General features: G+C 72.5%; 14 protein-coding genes. 7 read left to right on the forward strand and 7 right to left on the reverse strand.

Annotation, left to right across the window (positions count from 1 at the left end; genetic code table 11):
* Nucleotides 1-38: 38 nt before the first annotated feature.
* Nucleotides 39-1,460 (reverse strand): argininosuccinate synthase, encoded by a 1,422-nt coding sequence (gene argG / locus ABIB37_RS06505; protein WP_354258255.1) that lies wholly within the window; start codon nt 1,458-1,460, stop codon nt 39-41.
* 141 nt (nt 1,461-1,601) lie between these two features.
* Between argG and ABIB37_RS06510 the strand changes: the two genes are divergently transcribed.
* The 3 genes from ABIB37_RS06510 to ABIB37_RS06520 all read left to right on the forward strand — a co-directional run bounded on the left by ABIB37_RS06510 (nt 1,602) and on the right by ABIB37_RS06520 (nt 3,940).
* The gene (locus tag ABIB37_RS06510; RefSeq protein ID WP_354258258.1) at nt 1,602-2,024 is read left to right on the forward strand and encodes an SRPBCC family protein; all 423 of its coding nucleotides are present in this window, start codon (nt 1,602-1,604) and stop codon (nt 2,022-2,024) included.
* Between the two features lie 41 nt (nt 2,025-2,065).
* Entirely contained in the window at nt 2,066-2,548 is a 483-nt protein-coding gene (locus ABIB37_RS06515) for an SRPBCC family protein (protein WP_354258261.1), read from the forward strand.
* Nucleotides 2,549-2,611: 63 nt separating this feature from the next.
* Complete coding sequence (locus ABIB37_RS06520; protein ID WP_354258264.1) at nt 2,612-3,940, forward strand: TIGR01777 family oxidoreductase; 1,329 nt, start codon at nt 2,612-2,614, stop codon at nt 3,938-3,940.
* Nucleotides 3,941-4,091: 151 nt separating this feature from the next.
* Here ABIB37_RS06520 and ABIB37_RS06525 read toward each other — a convergent pair whose 3' ends face one another.
* The 5 genes from ABIB37_RS06525 to ABIB37_RS06545 are packed head-to-tail and all read right to left on the reverse strand — an operon-like array spanning nt 4,092 to nt 8,611.
* Nucleotides 4,092-4,880, reverse strand: coding sequence for an IclR family transcriptional regulator (locus ABIB37_RS06525; protein ID WP_211333817.1), 789 nt, complete (start codon nt 4,878-4,880; stop codon nt 4,092-4,094).
* A gap of 8 nt (nt 4,881-4,888) precedes the next feature.
* Entirely contained in the window at nt 4,889-5,722 is an 834-nt protein-coding gene (kduI, locus tag ABIB37_RS06530) for a 5-dehydro-4-deoxy-D-glucuronate isomerase (protein ID WP_354258268.1), read from the reverse strand.
* Between the two features lie 23 nt (nt 5,723-5,745).
* Nucleotides 5,746-7,053, reverse strand: a complete 1,308-nt coding sequence (locus tag ABIB37_RS06535) for a TRAP transporter large permease (RefSeq protein ID WP_354258270.1) — start codon at nt 7,051-7,053, stop codon at nt 5,746-5,748.
* The gene (locus ABIB37_RS06540; RefSeq protein ID WP_354258273.1) at nt 7,050-7,568 is read right to left on the reverse strand and encodes a TRAP transporter small permease; all 519 of its coding nucleotides are present in this window, start codon (nt 7,566-7,568) and stop codon (nt 7,050-7,052) included. The genes ABIB37_RS06535 and ABIB37_RS06540 overlap by 4 nt, the downstream gene beginning before the upstream one ends.
* Before the next feature lie 17 nt (nt 7,569-7,585).
* The gene (locus ABIB37_RS06545) at nt 7,586-8,611 is read right to left on the reverse strand and encodes a TRAP transporter substrate-binding protein (RefSeq protein WP_354258276.1); all 1,026 of its coding nucleotides are present in this window, start codon (nt 8,609-8,611) and stop codon (nt 7,586-7,588) included.
* A 154-nt stretch (nt 8,612-8,765) separates the two neighbouring features.
* Between ABIB37_RS06545 and ABIB37_RS06550 the strand changes: the two genes are divergently transcribed.
* The 4 genes from ABIB37_RS06550 to ABIB37_RS06565 are packed head-to-tail and all read left to right on the forward strand — an operon-like array spanning nt 8,766 to nt 12,098.
* Nucleotides 8,766-9,788, forward strand: a complete 1,023-nt coding sequence (locus tag ABIB37_RS06550) for a zinc-dependent alcohol dehydrogenase (protein WP_354258279.1) — start codon at nt 8,766-8,768, stop codon at nt 9,786-9,788.
* Nucleotides 9,785-10,540, forward strand: a complete 756-nt coding sequence (locus ABIB37_RS06555) for an SDR family oxidoreductase (RefSeq protein ID WP_354258282.1) — start codon at nt 9,785-9,787, stop codon at nt 10,538-10,540. Before ABIB37_RS06550 ends, ABIB37_RS06555 begins: the two co-directional genes overlap by 4 nt.
* On the forward strand, nt 10,537-11,160 hold the full coding sequence (locus ABIB37_RS06560; protein WP_354258285.1) for a bifunctional 4-hydroxy-2-oxoglutarate aldolase/2-dehydro-3-deoxy-phosphogluconate aldolase: 624 nt from the start codon (nt 10,537-10,539) through the stop codon (nt 11,158-11,160). Before ABIB37_RS06555 ends, ABIB37_RS06560 begins: the two co-directional genes overlap by 4 nt.
* A complete protein-coding gene (locus tag ABIB37_RS06565) occupies nt 11,157-12,098 on the forward strand; it encodes a sugar kinase (protein ID WP_354258288.1) in 942 nt (313 codons plus the stop codon). Before ABIB37_RS06560 ends, ABIB37_RS06565 begins: the two co-directional genes overlap by 4 nt.
* 144 nt (nt 12,099-12,242) lie before the next feature.
* On the opposite strand, the gene ABIB37_RS06570 is transcribed toward ABIB37_RS06565, so the two are convergent.
* Complete coding sequence (locus tag ABIB37_RS06570) at nt 12,243-12,737, reverse strand: FBP domain-containing protein (RefSeq protein ID WP_354258291.1); 495 nt, start codon at nt 12,735-12,737, stop codon at nt 12,243-12,245.
* Nucleotides 12,738-12,792 lie beyond the last annotated feature (55 nt).

The following is a 12,792-nucleotide window of genomic DNA, read 5'->3' on the forward strand; positions in this document are numbered from 1 at the left end:
GCGGCCCTCTCTGCGCCCGATCGAGCGCCCTCCGGGCGCTAGTCCGTGCCCAGATCCATCGCCGCGCGGTCGTTCCACTGCTCGAGCGCCTCGGGGTCGTCGGTGGGCGACGCGACGATCTCGTCGGCGCGGCCCGCCTCAAGGGCGCCGAGCAGCGCCTTCGTCTCGCCCTCGATGAGTCCGGCGGCGGCGTACGCCTCGAGCCGCGAGCGCGAGTCGGCGATATCGAGGTTGCGCATCGTCAGCTGGCCGATGCGGTCCTCCGGACCGAACGCGGCGTCGCCGACGCGCTCCATCGACAGCTTGTCGGGGTGGTACGAGAAGCCCTCCCCGCGGGTGTCGACGATCGTGTAGTCCTCGCCGCGGCGCAGCCGCAGCACGACCTCGCCGGTGACCGACGAGCCCACCCAGCGCTGGATCGACTCGCGCAGCATGAGCGACTGCGGGTCGAGCCACCGGCCCTCGTACATCAGGCGACCGAGGCGGCGACCCTGCTCGTGGTAGGTCGCGACCGTGTCCTCGTTGTGGATCGCGTTCATGAGCCGCTCGTAGGCGATGTGCAGCAGCGCCATCCCCGGCGCCTCGTAGATGCCGCGGCTCTTCGCCTCGATGATGCGGTTCTCGATCTGGTCGCTCATGCCGAGGCCGTGACGACCGCCGATCGCGTTCGCCTCCATGACGAGCGCGACGGCATCCGGGAACTCAGTGCCGTTGATGGCGACCGGCCGTCCGGCCTCGAAGCGGATCGCGACGTCCTCGGTCGGGATCGACACCGACTCGTCCCAGAACTTCACGCCCATGATGGGCTGCACGATCTCCATCGACTCGTCCAGGTGCTCGAGCGTCTTCGCCTCGTGCGTCGCGCCCCAGATGTTCGCGTCGGTCGAGTAGGCCTTCTCGGTGGCGTCGCGGTAGGGGTAGCCGTGCTCGACGAGCCACTCCGACATCTCCTTGCGGCCGCCCAGCTCGGTGACGAACCGCTGGTCGAGCCACGGCTTGTAGATGCGCAGCGCGGGGTTGGCCATCAGGCCGTAGCGGTAGAACCGCTCGATGTCGTTGCCCTTGTAGGTCGATCCGTCGCCCCAGATCTCGACGCCGTCCTCCTTCATGGCGCGCACGAGCAGCATGCCGGTCACGGCACGGCCGAGCGGCGTCGTGTTGAAGTAGGTGCGGCCGCCGGAGCGAATGTGGAACGCGCCCGTCGCCAGAGCCACCAGGCCCTCCTCCACGAGCGACGCCTTCGCGTCGACGAGGCGGGCGGCCTCCGCGCCGTACTCGTTCGCGCGTCCGGGCACGGCGTCGATGTCGGGCTCGTCGTACTGCCCGATGTCGGCGGTGTACGTGAAGGGCACGGCACCGTTGTGCCGCATCCACGCGACGGCGCACGACGTGTCGAGGCCTCCGGAGAAGGCGATGCCGACGCGCTCGCCGACGGGGAGGGAGGAGAGGACCTTGGACATGGCCCCAATCCTACGGTCGGGGCCGGTTGCTGTGCGCCGCCTGAGAACGCCCCCGATCGGCTTGTTGCGCGCCGCGCACCGTGGGACCATCGGCTCTGGGGTACAACGCGGTGCCCCAGGACGATGAGATCGGAGGCGAAGATGCAGATCGATGAGTCGTTCGAGGTGGCAGCGCCCCGCGAGGACGTCTTCCGCGTGCTGACGACGTTCGAGCTGTTCCCCGAGTTCATGACCGGCGTGGAGTCGGTGTTCGCCGAGACGCGGGAGCGATTGCGCTGGCGCGTCTCGATCGCCGGCGTGCCCGAGACCTTCTACGCCGTGATCACGGAGCTCGTGCCCGACGAGCGCATCGCGTGGACGAGCGTCGACGCGACCACGATGGCGTGGTCGGTGCAGCTCGCCGAGCTCGACCCCGGGACCACGTGCGTGACGGTGCACGTCAAGTGGTCGCCGCCCGGCCACGAGACCGCCGCCGATGTGCCGGAGCTGGATGAACTGAGCGTCCGCTGTGACTTCCACCGATTCCGGATGCTCGCCCAGGGTCTTCACGCCGCCGCCGCGTAGCATCGCCAATCCCGTACGACGACAGCAAGAGGAGCATCGCAATGCCGCAGGTCACCGACAGCATCGACGTCAAGGCCCCCATCAGCGCCGTCTACGCGCTGTGGACGAGGTTCGAGGAGTTCCCCCGCTTCATGGGCGGCGTGGAGTCCATCACCCAGCTCACCGACGCGAAGCTGCACTGGGTCGTCTCGATCGCCGGCGTGGAGCGCGAGTTCGACGCCGAGATCACCGAGCAGCACCAGGACGAGCGCGTCGCCTGGCGCAGCACCGACGGCGAGACCCACGCCGGTGTCGTCACCTTCCACCGGATCGACGACGACCAGACGCGCGTGAACGTGCAGATCGACTGGAAGCCCCAGGGCATCGTCGAGGCCGCAGGCGCGCTGCTGCAGGTCGACGACGTGCAGATCGGCAAGGACCTCAAGCGGTTCAAGGAGATCGCCGAGGAGGCGCCCGCGCAGCTCGCGGCCGAGTCGGGCTGGGAGGGCGACATCGACCGCGCTCCCGACAGCACCGGCCACTAAGCACCGCCACCCGTACGCCCCGCTCCTGTGCTCCGGCACAGGAGCGGGGCGTACGTTCGCGTCATGGGCATCCAGCACTGGAGCACGATCGACGCCTCGCCCGACGAGGTCTTCGCCTGGCACGAGCGGCCGGGGGCGCTGCAGCGGCTGATGCCGCCCTGGCTGCCGGGCTCGGTGCGCCGCGAGGCGACCTCGCTCGAGGACGGCCGCGCCGAGCTCGCGCTGCCCGGCGGGCAGGTGTGGGTCGCACAGCACGACCCGGCCGGCTTCGAGCCCGGCCGCGCGTTCGTCGACGAGCGGATGCCCGGCCTCTCCTCCGCCGCGCTCGGCCCGCTCCGCTGGCGGCACGAGCACCGGCTCGAGCCGCAGGGCGGCGCGACCGTCCTGCGCGACCGCGTCGACACGCAGGTGGGATCGCGCCTGCTGCGGCCGATGTTCGTCTACCGCCACCGGCAGCTGGCCGACGACCTGGCGCGGCACCACGAGCTCGCCGCCGCCCCCATGACGATCGCGCTGACGGGCGCCTCCGGCCTCATCGGCACCGCCCTCGCGGCGTTCCTCACCACCGGCGGCCACGAGGTGGTGCGGCTCGTGCGGCACGAGCCGGGGCCGGGCGAGCGCCGCTGGGCTCCGGACGCGCCGGCCGCCGACCTGCTCGACGGCGTCGACGCGGTCGTCCACCTCGCGGGTGCCTCGATCTTCGGCCGCTTCGGCGACGAGCACCGCGAGCGGATCCGCGACAGCCGGATCGGGCCGACCCGCCGCTTGGCCGAGCTCGCGGTGGCGAGCGGCGTGGGCGCGTTCATCAGCGCATCCGCCATCGGCATCTACGGCGACGACCGCGGCGACGAGGTGCTCAGCGAGGCGAGCGAGCCCGGCGACGGCTTCCTCGCCGACGTCACCGTCGACTGGGAGGCCGACACTGCGGCGGCCTCCGAGGGCGGCGTGCGCACGGCGCTCATCCGCACGGGCCTCGTCCAGACGCCCCGCGGCGGCGTGCTCCAGGTGCTGCGCCCGCTCTACGCGGCAGGCCTCGGCGGGCCGCTCGCGGGCGGCCGCCACTGGCAGTCGTGGATCGACCTCGACGACCTCGTCGACATCTACGCCCGCGCCCTCGTCGACGAGCGGATGTCTGGCGCCATCAACGCCGTCGCACCCGAGCCGGTGCGGCAGGGCGACTACGCCGCGACGCTCGCGGCGGTGCTGCACCGGCCGGCGCTGCTGCCGACGCCGGCGCTCGGGCCGCGCGTGCTGCTCGGCGAGCAGGGGATGCGCGAGCTCGCGCTCGCGAACCAGCGGGTCGTGCCGTCCCGGCTGGCCGAGCTCGGCCACCGCTTCCGCCGCCCGGCCCTCGAGGACGCCCTGCGCCACCAGCTCGGCCGCTTCGCCTAGCCACAGCGCGGCGGCCGGACGCGCAGCGCCGCAGCCGCCGGAACCGCACCCGCCGGGGTGGTCACGACACGCCGCGCGCGAGCGTCGGCGACGGCGCGTCGTGACCACCCGCACGGCGGGTCGTGACCACCCGGGGTGCGGGCGGGCGGCGTCAGCGCGCGGCGGGGGAGCCGAGCGCGCGCGAGATCGCCTCGGCGGCGGCGATCGCCTGCGGGGCGAACTGCTCGATGCTGGAGCCCGGGTGCTCGAGCGCGATCGACGAGATCGACAGCCCGTAGGTGACGCGGCCGAGGTGGTCGCGGATGGGCGCCGAGACGCAGACCGTGCCGCGCTCGTTCTCGCCGAGGTCCATCGCGTAGCCACGGGCCCGCACGCGGGCGAGCTCCTCGTGGAGCGCGGCCGGGTCGGTGATCGTGTCGTCGGTGCGGGCCGGCAGGCCGACGTCGGCGATGAGCCGGTCGACCTGCTCGGGCGTCCACGATGACAGCACGGCCTTGCCCATCCCGGAGCAGTGCATCGGCAGCGAGAGGCCGACGCGCGAGCCCATCCGGTAGGGCTTCGAGGAGTCGCGCCGCAGCGCGTAGACCATCTCGAAGCCGTTGAGCACGCCGACGTGGATCGTGCAGTCGACCTCGCGCACGAGCTCGTCGACGATCGGCTCGGCGATCGCCGAGATGTCGAGCCGCGAGATCGCGCTGCCCGCGATGCCCAGGAAGCGGGCGCCCGGCTGGTAGCCGCGGTCGCTGTCGCCCGAGATGAACTCCTGCTCGACCAGCGTCGCGAGGATGCGGTGCACGGTCGCCTTCGCGAGCCCGGTCTCCTCGACGATGTCGGTGAAGCGGTCGTGCAGGATCGCGGCCTCGAGCACGCGGAGCGTCTTCTCGCTCGCCCCCACCGACGGCGCGGGGCTCGCGTCGAGCGTCCTGTGCTCCAGGGTCATGGTCCGCCTCATCTCATGTCGACGATCGCGACGCCGTCCATGTCGTCGAACGACTGGTTCTCACCGGCCATGGCCCACACGAACGAGTAGTTGGATGTTCCCACACCCGAGTGGATCGACCAGGAGGGCGAGAGCACGAGTCCGCCGTCGGCGACGAGCAGGTGCCGCGTCTCCTGCGGCCGGCCCATGAGGTGCACGACCCGGGCGTCGGCGTCGACGTCGAAGTAGACGTAGAACTCGGTGCGGCGGTCGTGCGTGTGCGACGGCATCGTGTTCCACATGCTGCCCGGGTGGAGCTGCGTCACGCCCATGACGACCTGGCAGCTGCGCACGCCGTTCTCGTGGATGTACTGGTTGAGCGTGCGGCGGTTCGAGGTGAGCGGGTCGCCGAGCTCGCGCACCGTGCCCTGACCCGGCTCGACGAGCGCGGTCGGGTAGGTGGTGTGCGCGGGCGCCGAGAAGCCGTAGAAGCGCGCCGGCGTCGCCGCGTCGTCGCTCTCGAACGAGACGTCGCGCACGCCGCGGCCCAGGTACAGGCAGGCGCCGTTGGCCATCGCGTGCCGCTCGCCATCGGCGACGACCGTGCCGGCCGCACCGATGTTGACGATGCCGATCTCGCGGTGGTCGAGGAACTGCTCGCTGCGGATCTCCGGCACCGCCTCGAGGGCGAGCGGCGCGTCCGTCGGCACCGCGCCGACCGCGACGACGCGGTCGTAGTGCGTCACGACCGTGCGCACGGCGCCCGGCACGAAGAGGTCCTCGACGAGGTAGCGGTCGCGCAGCTGCTGCTGCGTCGAGCCGGTGACCTGCTCGGGCGAGGTGGGTCCGTAGACGGGGGTCATGGGTGCTTCCTTCCGGTCGGGGATCAGAGGAGTCCGGCGAGGCCGGGCAGCCACAGCGAGAGCTGCGGGACGAAGACGATGATGAAGAGCATCACGACGAGCACGGCCAGGAACGGCCACAGGCGCCCGATCACGGACTCCAGGCGGGCCTTCGCGACCTGCGTGCCGACGAACAGCACGGGCGCCGACGGTGGCGAGATCACCGCGATCGAGAGGTTGAAGACCATCATGATGCCGAAGTGCACGGGGTCGATCCCGTACGAGACGGCGATGGGCAGGAAGATCGGCGTGAAGATGAGGATCGCGGGCGTCGGGTCGAGCGGGATGCCGATCACGAGCAGCACGAGCATCATGATGAGCAGGACGACGACCTTGGAGTCGGTCCAGCCGAAGAGCGACTCCGCGATGAGCTGCGGCAGCCGGGCGTAGGTCATGACGTACGACATGATCGTCGACACCGCGATGAGGAAGATCACGATGGCGCTCGTGCGGCAGGCGTCGTAGAGGATGCGCGGCAGGTCCTTCACCGAGATCGTCCGGTAGACGAACGACAGGCCGAGGGCGTAGAGCACGGCGATGGCCGAGCCCTCGGTGGGGGTGAAGAAGCCGGCGACGATGCCGCCGATCGCGACGACGATGAGGCCGAGCGACGGGACCGCGCGCCACAAGGTGTTGAGGAAGACGGCCATGCCGGGGAACGACTCGCCCTTGAGGTCGGGGTGGCGGCGCGCGTACACGAAGACCACGACCGCGCAGGCGAGCGCCCAGAGGATGCCGGGCACGTAGCCGGCCAGGAAGAGCGCGCCGACCGACGTGCCGCCCGCGGCGAGCGAGTAGACGATGAGCGTGTTGCTCGGCGGGATGAGCATGCCGGCCGGCGCGGAGGCGACGTTGACGGCCGCGCTGAACGCGGGGTCGTAGCCGGCCTTCTTCTGCATCGGCGCCATGGTCGAGCCGACGGCGGCGGCCGAGGCGACCGCCGAGCCCGAGACCGTGCCGAAGATCGCGTTCGCGAGGATGTTCGTCTGCGCGAGCGGCGCGGGCGTGCGGCCGACGAGCACGCGCCCGAGGTTCACGAGCCGCTCGGCGATGCCGCCGTTGTTCATGATGACGCCGGCGAGCACGAAGAACGGGATGGCGAGCAGGGCGAACGAGTTCGCGCCGCCGAGCATCTGCTGCGCGGACGTGATGGCGCCGCGGTCGAAGTCGACGATGAGCAGCATGCAGAGCGCGCTGGGGAGCGCGATCGAGATGGAGACGGGCGCGCCGATCGCGAGCAGCAGCACGAGGCCGCCCACGAGGATCGCGGTGATGGTGCCGGGGTCGATCACAGTGCGGCCGCCTCGAGGTCCTCGTCGGGCGTGCCCACGTGGCCGACGTAGCGGCTCGAGAAGGTCCCGACGATGTGGATGAGCAGGTAGATGGTGAGGAGCACGCCGGAGATCGGCAGCACCAGGTAGAGCTGGCCCTGCGAGATCGGCAGCAGCGGGTTCTTCTGCGCCCAGGCGAGCATCGACTGCTGCAGGCCGCCGAGCACCATCACGTACAGCACGAACGCGAGCGTCGCGAGGTAGGCGATGATGTCGGCGACCCGCTGCAGGGAGCGCGGCAGGCGCTCGACGAGGAAGTCCATGATGACGTCGGCCTTCTCGCCGACCGCGATCGCGATGCCGATCAGGCTGACCCACACGAAGGCGTAGCGGGCGGCCTCCTCCGACCAGGCGCTCGGCTCGCCCAGCACGAGGCGGGTGAAGACCTGCCACGCGACGAGCAGCACGAGCACGGCGAAGAGCACGACGCAGATCGCGCGGAGGGTGCCGTCGAGCCAGGCTCGAGCGGTCGTCATGAGCTTCCTCATGGCCATCAGCCGCGCGCCGCCTCGATGGCGTCGTAGATCGTCTGCGTGCGCTCGGTCGTGACGCGCTCCTCGTGGAGCGGCAGCACGGCCTCGCGGAACGCCTCGACGTCTGCGTCGCTGAACTGGGCGCCGGCCTCCTCGGCAGCGGCGACCGACTCCTCGACGGCGGCGGCGAAGCGCTCGAGCTCGGTGTCGACGGATGCGGCGAGCAGCTCCTCGAAGATGGCCGTCGTCTCCTCGTCCATGCCCTCCATGACCGACGGTGCGGCGATGAGGTAGTCGGGCATCATGAGGTGCTCGGTGCGCGAGTAGAAGCCGGCGATCTCCGCGTGCGACAGCGACGAGTAGATGAGCTCGTTGTTCTCGGCGCCGTCGAGCACGCCCGACTGGATGGCGGTGTAGACCTCGCCCTGGGCCATCGGCGTGCCGACGCCGCCCATGAGCTCCATCATGCGGACGTTGGTGTCGGAGCCGATCACGCGGATCTTCTGGCCGCTGAGGTCAGCGGGCGTCTCGACGGGGCCGGCGCTCGAGTACACGTTGCGCACGCCGCCGTGGTACGCGGCCATCACGTCGATGCCGTCCTCGAGCAGCGCGTCGTAGAGGTCGCCGACGATCGCCTCGTCGTTGAGCACGCTCATCTGGTGCTCGGGCGACTCGTAGAGGTACGGCAGGTTGACCACCGACATGTCCGACTCGAAGTTCTCGAGCAGGCTGCCCGCGACCATGGCGAAGTCGATCGTGCCGGCCTGCACCTGCTCGATCGTCGCGGCCTGGTCGCCGAGCGTCTCGTCGGTGTAGAGCTCGAGCGAGTACGCGCCGTCGGTGCGCTCCTCGAGCGCGTCCGAGAGCTCGGTGAGCGCCTGCGCCTGCGGGTGCTCGGCGTTCTGGTTGAAGGCGACCCGGAAGACGGTCGGCTGCTGCGCGCCGCCCTCTTCTCCCTCGCCGCCGGCTGCGCTCGAGCACGATGCGAGCGCCAGCGTCATGACCGCTGCGGCGCCGATGGCTCCGAGCATCCGTCGTCCCTGCATGGGGTTCCTCCTCGTTGAGTCGCCATCCCGGTCGCACTTGCGCGAGTGGGTGGGTCGGGGGCTACTCTAACCAGATAGAACCGAGTTGCGCCACACGGAACACGAAATAGAACCGAGTTTCGCGCGCAGCCACCAGCTCGAAGAGGAGACGGCGTTGCGAGCAGCGAAGTACATCGGCGGAGGACGCGTGGAGGTCGGCGAGGCCGACGCCCAGGCGCCCGCGGCAGGCGAGGTGCGCATCCGCGTCGCCTACAACGGCATCTGCGGCACCGACCTGCACATCGTGCAGGGCCACATGGACGCCCGGGTCGACATGCCCGCGACCATCGGCCACGAGATGAGCGGCGTCATCGAGGCGGTCGGCGACGGCGTCGACCTCGCGGTCGGCGCGCCCGTCACCGTCATGCCGCTCCGCTGGTGCGGCTCGTGCGCCGCGTGCGCCGCGGGCCACCAGCACATCTGCCAGCGCCTCGACTTCGTCGGCATCGACTCGCCCGGCGCCCTGCAGGAGCTGTGGACCGTGCCCGCCTCCGTCGTCGTGCCGCTGCCCGAGGGCCTCTCGCTGCAGCACGCCGCGCTCGTCGAGCCGCTCGCCGTGGCCGTGCACGACGTGCGCCGCTCGCGACTCGCCGCCGGGGAGACGGCCGTCGTCATCGGCGGCGGCCCGATCGGGCAGCTCATCGCCGTCGTGGCCCGCGCGGCCGGCTCGACCGTGATCCTCGCGGAGCCCGACGCCGCCCGCCGCGACTTCGCCGCGCAGCAGGGCGCGATCGTCGTCGACCCGATCGAGGGCGACCTCGCCGCGGTCGTCGAGGAGCGGACCGCCGGCGCCGGCGCCGACGTCGTCTTCGAGGTCGCCGGCACGCGCGGCACCGCGCTCGACGCGACCCGTCACGCGCGCACGCGCGGCCGCGTCGTCTTCGTCGCGATCCACCCGGAGCCCGTGCCGGTCGACCTGCACCGCATCTTCTGGCGCGAGCTCGAGGTGCTCGGCGCTCGCGTCTACGAGCGGGAGGACTTCGAGCGCGCGATCGAGCTGCTCGCCGCCGGGCACGTGCCGGCGGATGCGCTCATCACGCGGGTCGTGCCGCTCGACGCGACCATGGAGGCCTTCGAGGCGCTCCTGTCGGCCGCCGCGATGAAGATCCTCGTCGACGTGCAGGGGGTCGGCGCATGAGCATCTCCTTCGACCTCACCGGCAGCACCGCGGTCGTCACCGGCGCCCGCCGCGGCATCGGCTTCGCGATGGCCGAGGCGCTCGCGATGGCCGGCGCCGACATCATCGCCGCCTCGTCGAGCCAGGAGCCCGACGGCGGCGCGATCGGCCGCCGCGTGCGCGAGCTCGGTCGCGCCTTCGAGGGCCACGCCGTCGACTTCCGCGACCGCGACGCCGTGCTCCGCTTCGCCGAGGCGGTCGGCGACCGCGCCGACATCCTCGTGAACAACGCCGGCACCATCCAGCGCGCCCCCGCGGCCGAGCACCCGCTCGAGTGGTGGGACGAGGTGCTCGACGTCAACCTCCGCAGCCAGTTCGTGCTCACCCAGGCGCTCGCGCAGGGCATGCTCGCGCGCGGCTCGGGGCGCATCGTCTTCACGGCGAGCCTGCTGAGCTTCCAGGGCGGCATCAACGTGCCCGGCTACACCGCGGCGAAGTCCGGCATCGCCGGGCTCGTGAAGGCGCTCAGCAACGAGTGGTCGGGCCGCGGCGTGACCGTGAACGCGATCGCCCCGGGCTACATCGCCACCGACAACACCGCGGCGCTGCGCGCCGACGAGGACCGCTCGCAGTCGATCCTCGAGCGCATCCCGGCCGGCCGGTGGGGCCGTCCCGACGACCTGCAGGGCGCGACGGTCTTCCTCGCGAGCCCCGCCGCCGCCTACGTCACGGGCGTCACGCTGCCCGTCGACGGCGGCTGGATGGGCCGATGAGCGCGCTCGGCGGCGTCGTGCCGCTCGCGACCGTCGCGGACGCCGCGTCGGCCGACGCGCTCGCCGACGGCCTCGTCGCGGGCGGGCTGCCAGTGCTCGAGGTCGCGCTGCGCAACGAGTGGGGACTCGACGCGATCGCCCGGATCGCCGCGCGCGGCGACGTGCTCGTCGGCGCCGGCACGGTGCTGTCCATCCGGCAGCTGCGCAGCGCGCTCGACGCGGGCGCCGGCTTCGTCGTGGCGCCCGGCCTCGACGAGGAGATCGTCGAGGCCGCCCTCGCCGCCGGCGTGCCCGTGCTCCCCGGCGTCATGACGCCGAGCGACGTGCAGCGCGGCATCCGGCTCGGTCTCGACCGGCTGAAGCTGTTCCCCGCGGGTGTCGTCGGCGGCCTCGGCATGATCGGCGCGCTCGCGCCGGTGTTCCCGGGCGTGCGGTTCATGCCGAGCGGCGGCGTGAGCGCCGCGAACCTCGCCGAGTACCTCGCGCACCCCGCGGTCTTCGCCGCGAGCGGCTCGTGGATCGCATCGCCCGCCCGCATCGCGGCGGGCGCCGAGGCGGTCGCCGAGGCGGCTCGCGAGGCCGTCGCGATCCAGCAGGCGTCCGAGCGGGTGTCGCCGTGAGCGTCGTCGCGCTCGGCGAGTCGCTCGGGCTGCTCGTCGCCTCGCGCATCGGCCGGCTCGAGCTCGTGCCGACGATGGACCTCGGGTTCGGCGGCGCCGAGAGCAACGTCGCGATCGGGCTCGCCCGGCTCGGCGTCCCGGTGACGTGGATGGGCCGGCTCGGCGACGACGCGCTCGGCCGCCTCGTCGAGCGGCAGCTGCGCGCCGAGGGCGTCGGCGCGGCCGTCACGCGCGACCCGGAGGCGCCCACCGCGCTCATGCTCAAGGAGCGGCCATCGGCCGGCTCGAGCGCCGTCTCCTACTACCGCGCGGGCAGCGCAGGGTCGCGGCTCGCACCGGAGCACCTCGACCTCGACCGCATCCGCGACGCCCGGGTGCTCCACATCACCGGCATCACGGCTGCGCTGGGCGACGCCCCTCGGGCAGCGCTCGACGCCGCCGTGGACGCGGCGCGCGACGGCGGCACGATCGTGTCGTTCGACGTGAACCACCGCTCGCGCCTGTGGGATGCGGAGCGCGCGGTGCCGGCGTACCGCGCCCTCGCCGCCCGTGCTGACGTCGTCTTCGCGGGCGATGACGAGGCGGAGCTGCTCACCGGCGAGCGCGAGACCGACGCGCAGATCGCGGCGCTCGCCGCCCTCGGTCCCGCCCAGGTGGTCGTGAAGCGCGGCGCCGACGGCGCCACCGCGCTCGCGCACGGCGAGCGGGCCACCCAGGCTGCGTTCCCGGTGCACGCGGTCGACACCGTCGGCGCGGGCGACGCGTTCGTCGCCGGCTACCTCGCCGAGCTGCTCGCCGGTGCCTCGCTGGCCGAGCGGCTCCGCACCGCCGCGGCCTGCGGCGCGCTCGCGTGCACGGCCCCCGGCGACTGGGAGGCCGCCCCCGACCGCGCCGCCATCGCGCGGCTCCTGATCGGCGGCGACCCCGTCCAGCGCTGACCGCCTGACCCGACGCGGCGGGTGGTCACGACACGCCGCCCCGTCCGCGTCGGGTGGTCACGACGCGCCGCGCAGCCCCGTGTGAGGCGGCGTGTCGTGACCACCCGGCGACCGGCGCCGGGCGCGGGGCTCGCGGGGCGGGCGTCAGCGCTCCCGCACGACCCCATCGGCGAAGCCGGCCGCGCGCATCCGCAGCTCGTCGATGCGCCGGACCCTCGCCGCCTCGAGGTCGTAGCCCTCGTAGGCGAGCGGGGGCAGCTTCCGCACGTTGCGCGAGCACTCGAAGTCCTCGCACAGCAGCGTGCCGACGGTGTCGCCGCGGCGCCCGGCCGCGCCGGCGAGCTTCGCGCTGTAGAAGACGACGTCGTTCGGCAGCCGCACGTCCTGGCACCACGAGCACTGTGCTCGGGCGCGCGGCGCCGCGTCGGCGCGGCGCAGCACGATGCCGACGTGCTCGCCGTCGAGCGTGGGCGCCACGACGTACGCGCGCCGCGCGATCTTCGGGTCGCGCCAGCCGAGGTAGTCGAGCGACGCCCAGTCGGCGTCGTCGAACCAGTCGGGGAGGGTGATGCTCGTGACCTCCTTGCGGCTCGCGTTCACGAACGCGGCGCGGAGGTCGACAGGGGTGATGGGCAGCATGGTGGATCGTCTCTCGAGGGCCGGTCGACGCGACCGGCGATGGGTGGAGGAGGGC

Origin of the sequence: Agrococcus sp. UYP10 (genome assembly GCF_040547205.1) — a bacterium.
Taxonomy (GTDB): Bacteria; Actinomycetota; Actinomycetes; order Actinomycetales; family Microbacteriaceae; genus Agrococcus; species Agrococcus jenensis.